17 protein-coding genes and 1 riboswitch are annotated in these 17483 nt (G+C 45.4%); of the genes, 6 read left to right on the top strand and 11 right to left on the bottom strand.

The window, feature by feature from the left end:
- Nucleotides 1-86 precede the first annotated feature (86 nt).
- The 3 genes from AB4405_RS18985 to AB4405_RS18975 form a co-directional block, all read right to left on the bottom strand.
- Nucleotides 87-383: a hypothetical protein gene (locus AB4405_RS18985; RefSeq protein WP_372062381.1), complete on the bottom strand. Its 297-nt coding sequence runs from the start codon at nt 381-383 to the stop codon at nt 87-89.
- Nucleotides 384-602: 219 nt separating this feature from the next.
- The gene (locus tag AB4405_RS18980) at nt 603-1070 is read right to left on the bottom strand and encodes a DUF2850 domain-containing protein (protein WP_372062380.1); all 468 of its coding nucleotides are present in this window, start codon (nt 1068-1070) and stop codon (nt 603-605) included.
- 166 nt (nt 1071-1236) lie between these two features.
- Nucleotides 1237-2562, bottom strand: coding sequence for an ABC1 kinase family protein (locus AB4405_RS18975; protein WP_372062379.1), 1326 nt, complete (start codon nt 2560-2562; stop codon nt 1237-1239).
- A 228-nt stretch (nt 2563-2790) separates the two neighbouring features.
- Between AB4405_RS18975 and AB4405_RS18970 the strand changes: the two genes are divergently transcribed.
- On the top strand, nt 2791-3072 hold the full coding sequence (locus AB4405_RS18970) for a pyrimidine/purine nucleoside phosphorylase (RefSeq protein ID WP_372062378.1): 282 nt from the start codon (nt 2791-2793) through the stop codon (nt 3070-3072).
- 240 nt (nt 3073-3312) lie between these two features.
- Here the strand turns inward: AB4405_RS18970 and AB4405_RS18965 are convergent, their stop codons facing one another.
- Entirely contained in the window at nt 3313-4161 is an 849-nt protein-coding gene (locus AB4405_RS18965; protein WP_372062377.1) for a pirin family protein, read from the bottom strand.
- Between the two features lie 217 nt (nt 4162-4378).
- Nucleotides 4379-4478, top strand: a riboswitch (purine riboswitch).
- Between the two features lie 306 nt (nt 4479-4784).
- Here AB4405_RS18965 and AB4405_RS18960 point away from each other — a divergent pair.
- Both AB4405_RS18960 and mepA read left to right on the top strand, forming a co-directional pair.
- Entirely contained in the window at nt 4785-5792 is a 1008-nt protein-coding gene (locus AB4405_RS18960) for an adenosine deaminase (protein WP_372062376.1), read from the top strand.
- A 641-nt stretch (nt 5793-6433) separates the two neighbouring features.
- A complete protein-coding gene (gene mepA / locus AB4405_RS18955; RefSeq protein ID WP_372062375.1) occupies nt 6434-7282 on the top strand; it encodes a penicillin-insensitive murein endopeptidase in 849 nt (282 codons plus the stop codon).
- 122 nt (nt 7283-7404) lie between these two features.
- On the opposite strand, the gene AB4405_RS18950 is transcribed toward mepA, so the two are convergent.
- From AB4405_RS18950 to AB4405_RS18930, 5 genes are all read right to left on the bottom strand, one after another.
- On the bottom strand, nt 7405-7749 hold the full coding sequence (locus AB4405_RS18950; protein WP_372062402.1) for a helix-turn-helix domain-containing protein: 345 nt from the start codon (nt 7747-7749) through the stop codon (nt 7405-7407).
- A 263-nt stretch (nt 7750-8012) separates the two neighbouring features.
- The gene (locus AB4405_RS18945) at nt 8013-10886 is read right to left on the bottom strand and encodes an FAD-binding and (Fe-S)-binding domain-containing protein (protein WP_372062374.1); all 2874 of its coding nucleotides are present in this window, start codon (nt 10884-10886) and stop codon (nt 8013-8015) included.
- Between the two features lie 46 nt (nt 10887-10932).
- Nucleotides 10933-11601, bottom strand: a complete 669-nt coding sequence (locus tag AB4405_RS18940) for a lactate utilization protein C (protein ID WP_372062373.1) — start codon at nt 11599-11601, stop codon at nt 10933-10935.
- 10 nt (nt 11602-11611) lie between these two features.
- Nucleotides 11612-13051 carry a LutB/LldF family L-lactate oxidation iron-sulfur protein gene (locus AB4405_RS18935; protein ID WP_372062372.1) on the bottom strand — a complete coding sequence of 480 codons (1440 nt, stop codon included), beginning with the start codon at nt 13049-13051 and terminating at the stop codon, nt 11612-11614.
- A complete protein-coding gene (locus AB4405_RS18930; RefSeq protein ID WP_102467962.1) occupies nt 13048-13806 on the bottom strand; it encodes a (Fe-S)-binding protein in 759 nt (252 codons plus the stop codon). The genes AB4405_RS18935 and AB4405_RS18930 overlap by 4 nt, the downstream gene beginning before the upstream one ends.
- Before the next feature lie 333 nt (nt 13807-14139).
- On the opposite strand from AB4405_RS18930, the gene AB4405_RS18925 reads away from it, so the two are divergent.
- Nucleotides 14140-15039: a LysR family transcriptional regulator gene (locus AB4405_RS18925; protein WP_102468139.1), complete on the top strand. Its 900-nt coding sequence runs from the start codon at nt 14140-14142 to the stop codon at nt 15037-15039.
- A gap of 79 nt (nt 15040-15118) precedes the next feature.
- On the opposite strand, the gene AB4405_RS18920 is transcribed toward AB4405_RS18925, so the two are convergent.
- Nucleotides 15119-15721 carry a hypothetical protein gene (locus AB4405_RS18920; protein WP_372062371.1) on the bottom strand — a complete coding sequence of 201 codons (603 nt, stop codon included), beginning with the start codon at nt 15719-15721 and terminating at the stop codon, nt 15119-15121.
- A gap of 44 nt (nt 15722-15765) precedes the next feature.
- Between AB4405_RS18920 and AB4405_RS18915 the strand changes: the two genes are divergently transcribed.
- Entirely contained in the window at nt 15766-16077 is a 312-nt protein-coding gene (locus AB4405_RS18915) for a DUF1496 domain-containing protein (RefSeq protein ID WP_102467960.1), read from the top strand.
- Between the two features lie 81 nt (nt 16078-16158).
- Here AB4405_RS18915 and AB4405_RS18910 read toward each other — a convergent pair whose 3' ends face one another.
- Nucleotides 16159-16458 (bottom strand): YfcZ/YiiS family protein, encoded by a 300-nt coding sequence (locus AB4405_RS18910; RefSeq protein ID WP_102467959.1) that lies wholly within the window; start codon nt 16456-16458, stop codon nt 16159-16161.
- A gap of 498 nt (nt 16459-16956) precedes the next feature.
- Here AB4405_RS18910 and AB4405_RS18905 point away from each other — a divergent pair, with 498 nt between their 5' ends.
- Entirely contained in the window at nt 16957-17418 is a 462-nt protein-coding gene (locus tag AB4405_RS18905; RefSeq protein WP_102467958.1) for a TetR family transcriptional regulator, read from the top strand.
- Nucleotides 17419-17483: the final 65 nt, after the last annotated feature.

Below are 17483 nucleotides of genomic sequence, written 5' to 3'. Positions count from 1 at the left end.
AAGCAAATTGTGTGGCATTAGTAAACCGATCTCAAGCGTTACGGTTTGCGTATGTCATACATTTCACTTCGATTACTAAGTCTGAGTTAAAGATCGCTCATGAGTGTTTCAAGTTCTTCATTGGCACGTAATATTAGCGTATTAATTTCATTAGCATCCCTACAATTTAAAGATACATCCCAGTGTTTATTGGTCCGGCAATCAATGCCCTGTATATGAACAATAGCGCCCTCGTATTTGAATGTTAATGTCTCAAACGAAGCGTCATGGTGCTGTCTAGATTCGACAATATCGATATCTAGCTGACCTACTGGGTTGATATATACATTAGCATGGTGACAGCGAGGTTCCGCGAGCAGAAAATTGCGATGAGTTTTAATCATGTTCGTCTCCTTAGCAGTATGAAATGGGGCTGAAATTGGTGTCGTGTAGAGCAACGATCGCAAGAAGAGTCTAGTCACAAATAACAGTGACAATGATGACGTTATGATGAACTTAATATTATATAAATAAAGACAGAGAGTTAGATTCAATGTTTGGTTCAGGCGTTCAACCTACATTCAATACCTACATTATTTGTAGCAGTAGCATCAATGCCAATATCAATTAGTTGTGAAATGCTCACTTAATGCTGAGCGACGATTCTGCCCCGGGCTGTAGCCATCCATAGGCACGGTGTGTTCGTAACCTTGCAGAATAAATCGCTGTGGGGGAAGCGCTGGTGTAATACGTCGTAATTGAGGTGAGCGTGGCGTTCCTACTTTTTCGTAGACCCAAGAACCGCTGCCGGTTTTGAGTTTGATAATGCGGCCATCGAATTCATATTGAGTCGCGATAAGCCGATGATTTCGCTGCACGCCACTTGAAGCAAATGTCAGAATTTCGGTGCTTTGTTTGGGTGCACCAATCTCAATCCAGTTGCCGTAGACACGTGATGGCGCGACATGATTTTGATGGCTGGTGTAAAAAGCGACGCCAAGTACTGAGGCGAGGATAATAGAAACCAATAAGATGATGATGAGAACTAGGCTATCGTTTGTAGTTGATTGTTTTCTGCGACGTGACGTCATTCAGTATTCCTTTTTTAGCTCTTAGAATGATATCGACCATCTGGGCGCATACTTGAGCTTACGTTGCTTTGTTTATTTGCTGTAGCCTTGGGTTGTAACAGTTTGTGGTTTGCGATCTCAAACGTTCACCGTCGCATTTATAGAGCCTGTTAATACAAGGTTTATGTTAATTAACAACAACGTTTTGTTGATAGGGCTGAAACAGCTGATTCACGTTAACGCTAGCGTTTAGCCTTGCAGCTAATAGATATAAACCGCCAATTTTTCTGTGTAAAAATAAAGCGTCAGCAGGGGGCGTGTGCCAATAGTCTTTTTCCATACTCAACACGGTACCTGCATCGCTGAGGCGCTGAGCTAGGTTACTGCTACCGAAGTTATAAGGCCCTATTTGTTTTAGCGGTTCGCAGGCAAGTCTAACTAAATCGAAAATGGCGGCTTTTTGGTCGGGAAGAATGTCTTGGTTGAAGAAACCGATTTGAGTCAGAGCGAGGCCTAATGCGTCGTTATCGTCGTTGAGGATGGCCGAAAATGCGAGCTGGTAACCTTGGCTGATTTGCTCGTTGTAGCTGCGTGTCGCACCGAAGTCGAGTAATACCACTTTCTTCTCCGCAGCGTTATAAAGAAAATTGGCGAAGTTTGGGTCTGTTTGTACCAACTTAAACTCAAATATTTCCTTGAACAACAAACTCAGTAGCAAGTGAACCACACGATTTCGTGTCTCTTGATCGGCATTAATTAGGGATTCAATAGGGTCACCAGACACATAAGTCATGGCAAGAACACTGTCAGTGGTGATGTCGGGAATGACCATTGGCAGAATAAAATCATCACTGCCGTCTAAATGAGTGCGATAGCGATTGAGCAGGGATGCCTCAAGCAAGTAGTCGGCCTCCGCATGAAGCTGCAGCTTTGCCTCTTCTAGCAACCCTTGGAAATTAACACCCTTAGGAATTAATCCAACGACATTAAGTAGCGTCCCAACGTTATCCACATCGCTATCGATGCTTGTTTTTATACCGGGATACTGAACCTTAATGGCAAGTTTGGTGCCCTCTTCAGAGTGGGCTTGATGGACTTGACCAATAGAGGCACTGGCAATGGGTTTAAAATTGAATTCGATAAAGTGGCTTTTCCAATCAGGGCCGAGTTCTTGACTCATGACATTCGCGAGCTGTTTTGATGGCATCGGTGACCCGTCGGAGCGCAGCCTAGCGAGGATTTGTGCAAGCTCAGGGCTGATGAGATCGCCTGCGTCCATGGACATGAGTTGACCCACCTTCATTGCAGCGCCTCGTAAATGCGCGAGTTGGTCGGCAACACGTTTGACATTGTTAGGTGTGAGCAGCAAGTCTTTCTTGGTGGGGCGTTTACCCTGTGCAAACTGTTTGGCACCCTCTGTCACCATCGCACCTGTGACTCGGGTCGCCAAAGAGGCAAGCTTGCCAAATCGAGTTAGGCGACTAGTTGGAACCTTACTTTCGTTGTAGGCCATAGGATTACTCCGATATCGAAATCAGTAATTAAGCGATGTAGTATGAGAAGAGATTGTTATAAACACGGCTTGTGAGGCATAACAATATCGACTGCTAGCGGGTTTTCGCTTTAAGCGCATTTATAATCTTATACCGATTGCGCGCCACAATTGATCAATGACTTGTTTTACGTCAAATAGTGCGGTAAAACCATGTTTTTATGTTACATAATTGATCAAGGAAGTCCCATGATAAAAGAAAATACCTATTTTGATGGTGGAGTGAAATCTCTCGGTTTTACCCAAGCTGACGGTGACAGCAGTGTCGGGGTTATGGCTGCTGGAGCCTATACATTTGGTACGGGCGCACCAGAAAAAATGAGTGTGATTAAAGGTGCTTTGACGATCAAGCGCACTACTGATGCAGATTGGGTAACGTTTAGCGCTGGTGAAAGCTTTGATGTTGAGGGTGATTCAAGCTTTGACGTACAGGTTGACACGCCAACTGCATACCTGTGTGAATATTTATAGATTTTGCTGCGAGCATGATTTAAGCACTAAGGCCTTGTGAGAATGGACTTCGAGCACTGTGCTAAGTGAAAATAACGCATCGACAAATTCGTCGATGCGTGACACAAAGGCAGTGGATAAGGTGTCTAAGTGAACCGTTCGATTGAGAACGGTTTTGTTTATTTAACGCAATTTTCGGTACTTGCTTGCAAGTGAATGGACTGCAAGTGAACGGGTTGTAAGCAACTGAGAAACAATAGATTAGTAGGTTTCAAAGACGCCAGAGTTATAGTCTTCAATGGCTTGCTGAATTTCTTTGGTACTGTTCATCACAAACGGGCCATAGTGAACAATCGGTTCATTGATGGGTTCTCCTGCAAAAACCAATACCCTTGCATCATCGAGTGCTTCTAATGCCAATACCTCTCCCATAGACAACAGCGCCAATTCTCCTTGTTCTATCGTTTGACCCGCGATAACAATACTTCCTCGGTATGAGTACACCATGGCATTGTAATGCTCGGGCACGGTTAAATGAGCCTGCTGGCCTTGTTTTGCGTGCCAATCTGCGACAGTTAAAGGGACACCTGTTTTGTGTAAAGGGCCACTGACTGCGGTGTCATTGACACCAATGTCCCCGGCGATGACTCGCAATAATCCCACCTGATCATCGTTGAATTCAGTGATAGTCTCTGGCTGAAAGTCATGGTATTGCGCCGCGAGCATTTTATTTTTTGCTGGTTGGTTTATCCAAATCTGGAAGCCATGTAAGGCGCCTTCCTCCATGACTGGCATCTCGCTATGGATTACGCCTCGACCTGCGGCCATCCATTGTGCGCCTCCAGAGCGAAGTTCCCCTACATTGCCCATGTGGTCACGGTGCTGAAAGTGTCCTTGTCGCATGTAAGTCAACGTTTCGATACCGCGGTGAGGATGAGGTGGAAAGCCTCCAATGTAGTCTTTCTTGTCGTCTGAGCGAAGCTCATCGACCATGAGAAAAGGCGAGAAAGCCGGGTTGTCAAATCCATGAACGCGACGAATTTTCACACCATCGCCATCGGATGTGGCGTGGGATGGAACGATTTGTTGAACGCTTCTGTGTATGGTCATAATACGTATCCTTGGCAGCGTCATACGCATAAACATGCTTCATGCGATATCCGCTCGATATAGGTTACCTCATACTATAAAGCTCAGTGGAAAGGGGTTGCAGGCGTAACAAGCGATGAAGTCGTTCGAAGAATTTGAATGATGGGTGAGTGGTGTTAATACGAGGTGGTTTTTACGGTGCAGGCTGGTTCAGTATGGTATTTGTTGTTGAGCTGAGTATAATGGCAACCGTTTGCTTCGTATAACCCCAATAATATGGTTTGGGGGTCTCTACCAGTACCCGAATAGTGCTGATTACGAAGAGTTAAGATCACAGTTGTGCGCTGACTCTTTGTATTGGTAATGAATTTGGTATTGCTCTTCAAGTCTCTACACGATTATTGTTTTTGTTGAAACTGTTTGTCTAAAAGCGGTTCGTTTGAAAACAATGCCTATGAAAATAGTGTGTATGAAAACAAGGCGCGCGAAATCATTGATGATGAATCAAGGGCAAGAATAGCCCCATGATTCGCCTTCAACGGGTTTATGGCACCCATGTTGAGACCAAAGGCTTTCGAAAAAGTCATGAATTCCTCCCATACTAAGACTAAGTGCACCCACAATATGAACGATTAAGGTGGAATATGAACGCATTTATTCAAGGTCTTCCCAAGGTAGAGCTACATTTACATATTGAAGGCTCACTCGAGCCTGAATTGTTGTTTGAGCTGGCTCAGCGCAACAATATTGATTTACCTTACTCGTCTCCAGAGGCGCTCCGTACCGCCTATGAATTTGACGATCTACAGTCGTTTTTGGATATTTATTATCAAGGCGCAAATGCACTCATTACGGAACAGGACTTCTACGATCTAACATGGGCCTACTTGTTGCGTTGTCAGACGGATAATGTGATACACACTGAGATATTTTTCGACCCGCAAACGCATACTGAACGCGGTATTGCGTTTGAGACGGTGATTAATGGTATCGACCGAGCGCTGCAAGATGGTAAACAGAAATTGTCGATTTCATCTCACCTCATCATGTGTTTTCTACGTCACTTGCCCGAATCATCGGCCATTGATACTTTGCAATTGGCCTTGCCCTACAAAAACAAAATTATCGCCGTAGGGCTGGATTCATCAGAAGACGGTCATCCTCCGGAAAAATTTAAGCAGGTTTTTTTGCAAGCGAGAAACGAAGGGTTTTTAACAGTAGCCCATGCCGGTGAAGAAGGACCAGCACAGAATATTGTCGACGCTATTGAATTATTAGGGGTGAGCCGTGTAGACCATGGCGTACGCTGCATTGACGACCCTGCCTTAATCCAACAACTTATCGCGACTAAGATGCCGCTGACGGTCTGCCCATTATCGAATATCAAGCTGCGAGTTTTTGATACGATGTCTGAGCATAACATTGTCGAGTTATTACGAAAGGGCGTATCGGTGACGATTAACTCTGATGACCCAGCGTATTTTGGTGGTTACATGAATGACAATTTTTATGCCGTCAGTATGGCTCATGACATGACAAAACAAGAGCTAGCTCAGTTCACGTTGAACGCGATCGAGGCGAGTTTTATCGGTGAACCACTTAAACAGGCTTATCAAAAACAAGTTCAAGATTACCTAGCGCAGGGGGAGTGATGTGGGCATCCGACGACGAGTGGGTGGTGTTGGTTGGTTCCAAGCGCGCTTGAGGATAAATCCACTATAATGATGAAGTCGTCATCCCTGAAGGTGGCAGCCTCTAAAAAAGGAATGACGACTTTTCGTTGCTCAAGTCTATGCCTAGACATGAGCAACGAGTATGACGTTCGAAAGGTGGGTGATTCAATTTGTTCGTACTGTTTCCTGTGTTTTTTATTAGTAACTGTGAAAAACGTCAAATTTGATATGTCAGCTTAACGTATTAGGTCTTAAATACGCATTAGCGCTTAGATACGAATTAGTGCTTAGATACGAATTAGCACTTAAATTAAATATGCCCTCATTCTTAAACCCACATTAGACCTTCAACACAGATAGTGAACCTTACGCTGCTCGCTTTTTGCTTTTTTCATCTCCTCAGCAAGTGTCAAATCAGAGAATTGTCTCAACAAATCACAAAAATTGGCTTCTAGGCACTATGCTAGGTAGAGGATGGCAAAGTTGCTAGATACAAAGAAGAGACTACTGATGGAGGCGTTAGCGTCGTCGAGTTGGGCGTTAAAGATGCCCGATCTTACATCAATTGGCTAAACATAAAATGTTGAACGCAAGACACTTGATGAGCTTGAGGAGTTGATATGAAAAAATATGGAGCCTTGCTCTGTTTATTTGTTCCTATGTTGTCATGGTCAATGAACCGCGCTTGGGAAGAAGTTACCATACCGAGTGAAGGTGAATCTAACTCAATAGGTAGCTATGCGAATGGCTGCCTTGCTGGTGGAGCGGAGCTTGCTCCGACGGGAACAGGGTACCAAGTTATACGCACGCAGCGAAATCGCTATTATGGGCATGTCGACATGATCGACTATCTAACATCGCTGGCCATCCAAGTCGACGGACTCGGGATCGGGCGGATTTTAGTCGGAGATATTGCGATGCCACGTGGCGGTCGATTTGCCTCTGGGCATGCAAGCCATCAGACGGGGTTAGATGCAGATATCTGGTTACGCCTACCTGATGAGCCTTTGAGCCCAGAGCAGCTGTCTACCCCTAAGGCGTATTCGGTTGTTGACCTTAAAAGTTATCAAATTGAAAAAGAAAAATGGACAGACAGCCATGCATTGCTGATCCAGACAGCAGCAGTCGATGACCGTGTGGCTCGGATTTTTGTGCATCCAGTCATAAAGCAACAATTGTGCGACACCGAATGGACTGACCGAGACTGGTTACGAAAAGTACGTCCATGGTGGGGACACTATTCTCATTTTCATGTACGTCTGCATTGCCCTGAAGGCGACACTCAGTGCGTAGCACAATCACCACCCCCAAAAGGTGATGGATGCGGCGCTGAACTGGCCTCATGGAAGCCTAATCCCTACGTTGCACCTAAGCCAAAAGCGAAGGTAGCAAAGACGCTAGAGACCCCGAAAAAGAAACCGGCCAAACCCAAATACAGCGAATGCGTTGCGTTATTGAATCAACAATAACGCCGCGAGTGCACTGGATTATCCGGTTCGTTGGAACGACACCTAGAACCGTGAAGCGGGCGACTTTGTTCACTATGCAGTTGCGGGTCATGTCAACAAGCCTAACCGGTTGACCCTGCTCATTACTGAACACGATACTCGATAGTGACCTGATTACCATCAATGTGAACATTGGTAATGTCACCGTCGATGGTGAGCTTGGTATTAAAAAGGCGTTGATCGACAGCCATGATATGCGACGAGCCTTTTAATGATGGCAAATGATGATTAGGGTTAATATGCAAAAGTTTGCAAAACTGTTCGATAAAGGGCGCATCCAGCGGGTGCTGGCCATTCAAACGATTTGATAGCTCAACCTGACTGATACTTAAGCGTTTAGCGACTTCCATCTGAGTAATATGCATCTTTGCTTTCTGTGACATCCAGACCTCATAGAGCGCGTCTGTATCTTGTTGTGTATAGTTCATCATGTGTTTAACCCCTGCGATTATCAAGAAGATGTAAGCCTCTTCATTTATTGCGCCGTATTCAACAGCAAACGACTTCCTTTGTTGTCAGTGTAGAGAAAGGCAGGTAAGGGCCATGTAGTGCTAATGACAATTTATCGCAAATTCACGCTAACTTGAGATGCTCTCCTCAATTAGTGACGCGTATTATATGCGCCTAAAACCATGCCTTACTAAGGCATGGTTTGTATTGAATTTGTGGTATGAGACGCGATACATACGGCTTAGCTTGGGCTGGATACCTCGTCAACTAAATACAGAATGGACTGATAGGGTATACCGCTGTGGTGGGCTAATCCTATCTCACATGTGATGCTGTTACTAAACCCGCGCTGGCAATTAGATGGCACCTGTGATTTTAACGGCGCAACGGCCGCTTGGTTCAATTCTGGTGTTGTGAACCCTTTGTCACCGGCCCAGCCGCAACATTGAATATGTTCTGGAACAATGACGGAGTCGGCGCACTGCTTAGCAAGAGCAAGCATGGTCTGTTCTAGGCCCATTCGACGTGAGCTGCAGGTAATATGCAACATGACGGGTTCGTTGATAGGTGATAAAGATAAATGATCTAAAAGGTAGCGACTGACAAAACCAACGGGTTCACTAATGTCGAGTGGTTTGGAAAAATGCTCAATACTGCGTTTTGCGCAAGGACTGGTATCCATCAAAACCGGGTAGCGACCTTGTTGACTGGCGTGCCAAAGTACATCTTCAAGTTCGGATGCCTTTTTTGTGGCTATCTCAATCATCCCCTTACTGTCGTAGGGCATACCACAGCATTGGTCGGCAAGCTCTGGCGGGATGATTACCTCATATCCGGCCTTGCTTATTAGTGACAGTGTCACCTCTGTGAGGGGGCGCTGATCGACTGCATTGGGTTGTGCTGACATATTGCGGCTTGCACAAGAAGGAAGGTAAACCACTTTTTTATCCGACTTCGTATGCGAGTTGAGTTGATATGAGGTGGTTGCTGCGCGATTAAAACGTTTACCGTTTGGGGTTTCAGCTAACCAAACTGGTGTGCGTTGCTTGGTCACGGCTCGTAATCCGTCGGATAGTTTTTCGACACGTTCACCACCGAGTATATTCTTGGCGACCGCGCCACTTTTTAACCCGAAGCGCGCAATGGAAGCTGTGGTTGAGAAATGCTCGGCTGTCCATTTGGCAACGGGTTGGAAATTTTTGTATTGAGCAGAACGAAGCTTTTTAACCAGATCACCAGTGTTGATACCAACCGGACATCGGTCCGCGCACAAGCCAGTAGCGGCGCATGTGTCCAGCCCTTGATATTCAAAGACCGACTTTAGCTCGTCAGTACTCATTGTCGACGCGACGTTATCGATAGATGCGCGTTCTCTGCGCTGTATTTCACGGTATAAGACAATACGCTGACGTGGGGAAAGGGTCAGTGTCCGTGATGGGCAAACGGGTTCGCAAAAACCGCATTCAATGCAACGATCAATCAGATCATCGGCAGCTGGCATTGGCTTTAGATTTTCGATGTGAGAATTTGGGTTATCGTTAATAATCACCCCTGGGTTGAGCAAGCGATCAGGATCAAATAGCGCTTTAATTTTTTGCATTAATGCGTACCCGTCATGACCCCACTCAAGTTCGACATAAGGTGCCATGTTACGACCGGTGCCATGCTCGGCTTTCAAAGAACCTTGGTATTTGACGGCAACGAGTTCGGCTACGTCATCCATGAATTGACCGTAGCGACTCACCTCGTCTTGGCTATCAAACCCTTGGGTAAAAACAAAATGCAGATTTCCTTCTAACGCGTGCCCAAAAATAATGGCCTCGCTATATTGGTAGCGGTCAAATAGCGCTTGGAGATCGCGAACCCCAGCAGCGAGGTTTTCAACAGGGAACGCGACATCTTCAATAATGACGGTCGTACCGACTTCTCGTACCGCGCCGACTGCGGGAAACATGCCTTTTCTGATCCCCCAGAGCGTGGATACGGTGGCTGGATCTGTGGTGAAAGGTACCGACTCGATAATTGAGAAATCGGATAGCGAATCCATCACGATGCTGGTGGATTGATCCAATGAATGTTGGCAAGAGGCATGAACCTCGATAAGCAGCGCGGCGGCTTCAATATCTAAATGTTGGATAAAATCAGGCATGCCAGGTTTGTCGGCAACGGATCGGAGTGATCGACCATCCATCATTTCAACGGCGGCAACTGGCGTTTCTGTAAGCTTGGTCACCGCTTGACTGGCTTCTTCTATGGTAGAGAAAGTGAGCAATGTTGAAGATTTGAATTCATGTTCAACGACGGTGTGGTAGGTGATATCGGCAATAAAACCGAGAGTTCCTTCGGATCCGATCATTAGGTGCTCAAGGATTTCGATGGGATCGGTGAAATCGACTAAGGCATTTAGGGCATAACCTGTGGTGTTTTTTAAGCGATATTTATGCGTAATCTTTTGGGATAAGGTGGAATCAGCTTGCGTCGCTTGCGCTAGTTGCATGAGCCCCGCGAGAATATCAGGCCGAGTGTGCTTAAAGGCCTCAATACTGCCATTGTCAGCGGTATTGAGCGTTGTTCCATCGGCGAAAACAATCGTCATACTATCGACGGTTTTGTAAGAGTTCTGCGCTGTCCCACAGCACATGCCACTCGCGTTATTCGCGGCGATCCCCCCGATCTTACAGGTATTAATCGATGCTGGATCGGGGCCAATTTTTCTTTTGTAGGGTAACAAATATCGGTTGGCATCCGCGCCAATTACCCCCGGTTGTAGGCGTATTTTATGTCCATTGTCCAAGATATCGTGATCACGCCAGTCATCGGTTAGTGTAATGAGGACGGAGTCAGAGACGGCTTGACCAGATAAACTGGTACCCGCTGCTCGAAAGGTAAAATGCACACCAAGGAGTGCGCATTGTTGAATGGTAAAGATGACCTCGTCTAAGCTGTTGAGACGCAGTACAATTCTTGGCACCAAGCGATAAAAACTGGCGTCAGTACCGTAAGCTAAGCGTTCAGGTTCACCGGTAATAATGCGCTCTGATGATATGCGTGTCGCAAGCGTTTGTTGCAGTTTCTCATAGCATTCAATGCTTGGGCTTTTTTCAGTGTGAGTCATTGATCGTGTCCTTACGGTTCATTCGTGACCGTCTATTCAATACGGTTTATTCATCTTCCAGAAAAATAACGATGAGTTGGCTGGGGCCATGTGCACCATAGGCCAGCGTTTGTTGGATATCGGCCGTCTTTGATGGGCCAGAAATTAACAACGCGTTGGTTGGCATGTAATGACTCCATTCTCCTTTTGCTATCGCTTGCGGGAAATTAGCGAATAATGCTGATTTTTTTATCACGGCAATGTGGCATGGTGGGATCAGCGAGAGTGTTCTTGGTTCATGCTCGGTTGGCCATAAGATTAAGGCACCAGTATCAGCAATTCCACCGAATGTGTGTGTGATACCCGCGTCAATTTGGTCAAAAAGTTCGCTTTTCCATTCTTCGATCTTGTCAGAAAACTCAGTGACTTGAATTTGAGAGGTGGCGTCATGGAACGCCTCTATATATTCGCCAGCTGTGCCAATCGCGACGTTATTCAGCTGATACTCTTCAACCGTTTGGCGCAGCGTTGCGACAAGAGAAGCACGCGTTGTGATTTTTACATCCGTATGGTTGGCGGTCATCATGCCAATAAAGCGCTCGGCGTAATCGTCCGGCGTTAGGTTAGGGTCACTTCCCCAAGGCAAATAAGCGCCGTTGTGTGGCGATGAATTCGAGCTGCGGGGTGCATTTTTGAGGCGGTCGAGGATGCGCTCTTTGGTTTGCCGAGTGTTCATAATTGTCGCCTCAATGTGATGATTTATTGGACTTAAGCCTGCGCGACTTGAGTTGTTGATGTAAGGTTTGAGCGGCTGGTTTTGGACTCGTGCGGCATTGGGTCCATGCTCCGAGTTTGTTTGGCACCATATGTTGAAGCTTGGTGGCGAGATAGGTCGCCGAATGATAGAGGTTTGGTGAAGATGCCGCGACCGCAAAGCTCTTCATTAACGCGGCTTCAAGTACACTGTGCGCTGAATTTTGTCCATTTAAAGGTGCGTTACCATCGCTGGTGGGTTGCTTCGCTTCTTTTCTTAATCGTAACAGCATCTCTGGGATTGGTATTTTAACCGGACATACCTCACCACAAGCGCCGCAGAGACTGGAGGCGGTCACGAGGTCCTTCGTTTTATCTAAGCCCAGTAGATGTGGAGAAATAATCTTTCCAATGGGGCCTGGGTAAACGGTGCCATAAGCGTGCCCTCCGATTTTTGTATAGACCGGGCAGTGATTCATGCACGCGCCACAACGGATACATTGTAGTGTCTTACGAAGTTCTTCATCTTGGTATGCCTGACTGCGTCCGTTGTCGAGCAGTACTAGGTGGACTTCTTCGGGGCCATCTTTCTCGCCCGGTTTTCTCGGGGAGCTGATCATATTAAAATAGGTCGTGATCGCTTGGCCTGTGGCACTGCGTGTGAGTGCACTGTATAACGGAGGCACATCTGATAAGAACTCCACCACTTTTTCTATGCCAGTAATCGCGATATGGACATTAGGCACAGTGGTCGACATTCGCCCGTTGCCCTCGTTTTCGACCAAGCAAAGTGTCCCAGTCTCTGCGACAGCAAAGTTCACACCGGATAAGCCAATATCGGCTTCAAAGAATTTTTTCCTGAGCCTTGTGCGGCCTGTTTGAATAAGGCTGTCCACATCATCTGTCGGCGTGAAGTTATCCAAGTGTGCCTCGAAGGTGTCGCTGACCTCTTGTTTATTTTTGTGAATCGCCGGCATGATGATATGCGAGGGTTTATCGCCATCAAGCTGAACGATGTATTCACCCATGTCGCTCTCTAAGCAGCTAATACCGAGTTTTTCCATCGCATGGTTCATCTCAATCTCTTCACTGACCATCGACTTGCCTTTGATGATCTGTTTCGCATTATGCTGTTTTGCAATACTTGCGATGAATGCGTTAGCTTGAGCTGGTGTGTCGGCCCAATGCACCTGAATGCCGTTTCTATAACAGTTGAACTCAAGTTGCTCGAGTAACTCAGGGAGCTTGCTTAGGCAACGTTGACGGATGGATTCGGCAATGTCTCGAATACGTGCTTCTTCTTGTGGATCGTTGAAGGCTGCTTGCCGCTTCTCTCGTAAGTAATCCATCGCACCACGAAAATTAGCGCGTAATTGCCTATCAGCAAGGGCGTCTTTGGCCTGCTGGTGAAAGTGCTGTGGGTTTTGGCTCATGAGTCTCTCTCCTGCGTGCGTTCTAATAAGAAAGAAGCAAGGTGACGCCCTTTAATTGGTTTATTTTGGTATTCAAAGGCGCCATTGATGTTGAGCAGACAACCCCAATCTGCGCTGACGAATGTCTCGGATTGTGTATTTTCAATGTGGCGAGTTTTGTCCTCTACCATGGCTTGAGAAATGTCGGGGTGCCGGACTGAAAAGCTGCCACCAAAACCACAGCATTCACTTTCGTAATCTTGTTGCCGTAATTCCACCTGTGATAACTGGCTCAATAATTGTGTGGCGGTGACATGCACGTTCATCTCTCTTCGTGCTGCACAAGAGGTATGCATAACGACGGAGGTTGCCTGTCCGGTATCTGTGAGCTTGACGCGGCATACATTGACCAAAAACTCGGTCAGTTCGAACACTCGCTCACAAAATGTGTTTACGCGTTGCTCACTAACATCTCCGCGAAAGAGCCGTGAATAATGGTGATGCATCATACCCCCACAAGATCCCGATAAGACAATCACGGGGATATTGTCAGGGAACAGATCCATTTGACTTTGAGCAACACGCTTGGCTTCCTTTTCGTAGCCAGAGGTATAGGCAGGTTGTCCACAGCACGTTTGCTTTTCAATAAAGATGACGTCGATATTTTGCTGTTCAAGCAACGTAATGGCGTCAAGTCCAGCGTCTGGGTCAAAGATGTCGACAAGACAAGTCGCATAGAAATACACTTTTGTCGGCTTTGGTGGATAAATGCGCATGGTAATAGCTCCAGCTTCACTGCCTATTTCGATAGGCTTATTTTGTTATAGACCATAGTTAACGTTATGAAAAATAAACAGACCTAACGTATTTAAACAACATGCCCCGTCAGCGTAAACCGTACCGGAACACGGTGCCAATGGGGTGAGTTTCACTGCTCGATAGCCCGTTTCAGTTCTTCTATCGTCCAGATCGCTTGTTCATGTTCGAGTTGCCTTCATCAGTAAGTAGGCTTGTAATGAATTTGTTAGCGTTGTGTGAACTTAACGCTTCCCTTTTTATGAATACAGAGAAATAATGAAAATGATTATTTCCAAAAATGACATAATATGATGCGCGCAGATGATTTAATTTTGTTTTATCAAGTAGTCGAAGCAGGGGCGTTTAGCCGTGTTGCAGAACAAAATAACCTTACAAATTCAGTGGTTAGCAAAAGAATCGCTCGGTTGGAAGATGAGTTAGGTGTTCAGCTATTATATCGAACAACACGTAAATTAACGCTGACTGAAGCAGGCAAGGCTGTGCTCCTTAGTGCCAAAAATGTGAAGCATGCGACGATGGAGGCCGTGGCAGCCGTATCGGGCTTTGGTGAAAATGTCAGTGGTCATATTAAAATGTCGGTACCGACTATTTCTGGCGATCTGATTTTGGCTGATGCAGTGGCTGAATTTTGTAATATGCATCCAGGCTTAAGTGTTGATATGTCACTAGACAACCGATTTGTTGACCTTGTTGATGGCGGATATGACCTAGTCATCCGAACAGGGTATCTAGAAGACTCTAGCTTAATTGCTCGCCATATCCTCGATTCTCAATGGGTGGTGTGCGCCTCTCCTTCTTACATTGCCAAGAATGGCAAGCCACTCAAGCCCAATGATTTAACCGACCACAACTGCCTGCAATATGCCTACCAAACAACAGGCGCATCAGACTGGGAGTTTAAGGGACGTGAGGGTAACGATATTGTTAAGGTCTCGGGATCGTTCTCGACGGACAACGCAGGAGCATTACGAAAAGCGGCTCTTGGAGGACATGGTATCGCTTATGTGCCGAGATGTTTGGTCTATCATGATGTTCGAAATGGACAGTTAGTCGATATCTTTCCTGAGCAAGTGGGGAAAAAGCTGGGTATTTATGCGGTCTACCCTTTTACACGCCAACCACCAAACAAGGTACGCTTGTTAATCGAGCATATCAGAACGCGATATCTTACCATTTCTCATTACTTTTAATGGGTATGATAAGCAAGGACAACGGCACTGATATGTAGGTTATCTGACATAGTAGATAACGTTTTACACAAGCTATCAGTTATCGCGCGACTGCTCCCCCAAGATTCAGAGTCGTTGGCCACTCGGTGATGATATTACCACCAAGAAAAATGTTGCCATCTACGGTCAGTGTTTCAGGCAAGGTGGTGATGTTTGAGCCACCAATGAATAAACTGCCTTTCACAATGAGATGGTTTGGCAGCGTATCGATTGGCGCTCTCATCACACTGAGATCGCCATTGACGATCATACCCTCAGGTAGCTTTACGACTGGTGTGTCGGTTAAATTGATATACCCTCCTGGTGTCACGGCTTCTGGCCAGGCCGTTAGTAGGCTGCCGAGTAGATTAGCGTAACCTGTGATTTTCGTTCCTCTTGGAATGAATGCCACTAAACTATTTGATGCGTCTAGGCTACCTTGGATGTCAATATTGTTTGGCAATGCTTCGATAGGCGTTTTAGCAATATTGAGGTTACCTTTAACGACGAGTCCTTCCGGTAATGCTGTATAGGGTTTATTGCGAAGATCGAGATTGCCATAATTATCAAGGTGGTTGAGAATTTTGTAGTGATCTAATGCCGTAGCACTGAGATTGCCGGTTGAGGCAAAAAACGTCGCAATAAGTAACCAAATACGAATCATAGAAAGTCGAACCAATAAACAACGCAGAATACAGGTAGTGTGCAATGAATAATCAACGAAAACAATGGAAAACATGGAGCCTAGTTTCGAAGACGGGTTTAATTTTGTTGCTGGGAACCGCGATCCCTTTTTCTGCAGTTCAAGCCAAGGTGATTAGCACACCAGGTGTTGATGTTGGTGCGGCTGTCTTGCTCTCGGATGCAAAAATTGGCAAGCGTGTCTGCTACTACAGTGATAAGGCGTTTTCACTGGGCTCAGTGATTAGTGTAGAAGGGGTGGTTTTACAATGTGTTGCTGAGCAAGACTTTGAGATGAATGGCGAGTTAAAATGGGTGCGTTTAAAAAGCGAGCCATAAGGCTCGCTTCACTTATTATGTGCGAATCTCACTCCAGCGCGAACCACCGCTGATGCGCTTTGGTGGTCAACGCAATGAACTTTAGCGTGAAAGTGTGCGTGTTTTTAATTCAAAAATTAGCTTTTCGGCGCTGACTTCAAATTTAAATCGAGCGTGTAGCTCTTTAGCATCATCTGCGAGAGGTGCGATGTCACATTGAACCTCGCTCGATACTGACTTTGCAAGGTCTACATATTTTTGGATTTCAAGCTCAAGCTGGGCTTTTGAATCAGAAAAAAGCTGTACTTCCGCAACATCGTCGCCTTCTTTGATGATGAATCCCATCTCACCAGAAACGCCGCAGGCTTCGCACACTTCTTCTTCTTTGTATGTATTTGACATGATAATACCTCTTACTAGTTATAAGGCTATTCTATCGCTGTGAATTTAAGGTAGCCAGAAAAAATTGTTTGAATTTATGAAAGCTATGTATGACGAGATATAAGCTTTTACAGGGGATTGACTCAAATCGTGGCGCCTTCGATACACTATGTTGCATAATGCATGTGAATGCTTGTCAATAGTACCTATTATTTAATTATGCAAGCTCGCCAGGGATAATGTGACAAAAGTCTCAAAAACAAGACCGGTGTGCTAGTGAGAGAGTACACAATTATCTTTACTGAACCGAGAAGTGTTAGACTTTATAAGTCATATATTCATTTATAATATTTCAATTGTGTGCATATCTACATATAACATTTAAATGTAAACTTTGATGCCGTAAACAGGGTTTTAATAAATATTCATGTTTTTTTGTTAGGTAATTTTGGCGAGTACTGCTTTAATTATGGTATAGCATACAGTCAACGCACCAGAGCGATAAGAGAAGAGCATCAAATGCCAAAGCGTAGTAAAGAAGATACTGAAATCACTATTCAGAAGATTATGGAAGCGGTTGTCGACCAAATTATCCGTTTGGGTTACGACAAGATGTCTTACACTACTTTGAGCCAACAGACAGGTGTTTCAAGAACAGGGATCAGTCATCACTTCCCTAAGAAAACCGATTTTACCGCCGCATTAGATGGGCGTATTTTTAAGATGTTCATTGAGCATTTAGAGTTTGAAGGTGGACTAGATAGCTTTATAAACAGTTGGTTAGCAGCTTTAAAAAATGAAGAGTTTTTGGCCATTTTGAAACTGCTTTTCCATCATATTGTTACCTCAGAAAATGCTCATGAGTTTGCATCTAAAGGTATCGACCGTTTGTATAAATTGGTTGAAACTCAATATGGTCCAGGAAGTGAGAAAGAATTGGAGTGGTTACTTGGCCGTTCGTTGATTCAACTATCTAAGTGACGTTTAGTTAATTAGTTATCTAAAAAATACCGCGCCGAGAAAGGTCGCGGTATTTTTTTACTCTC

The organism is Vibrio sp. 10N.261.51.F12 (assembly GCF_041471725.1).
In the GTDB taxonomy this organism is placed as follows: Bacteria; Pseudomonadota; Gammaproteobacteria; order Enterobacterales; family Vibrionaceae; genus Vibrio.
Note: the sequence above shows the minus strand (reverse complement) of the source record. Positions and strands in the feature narration are given on the sequence as shown.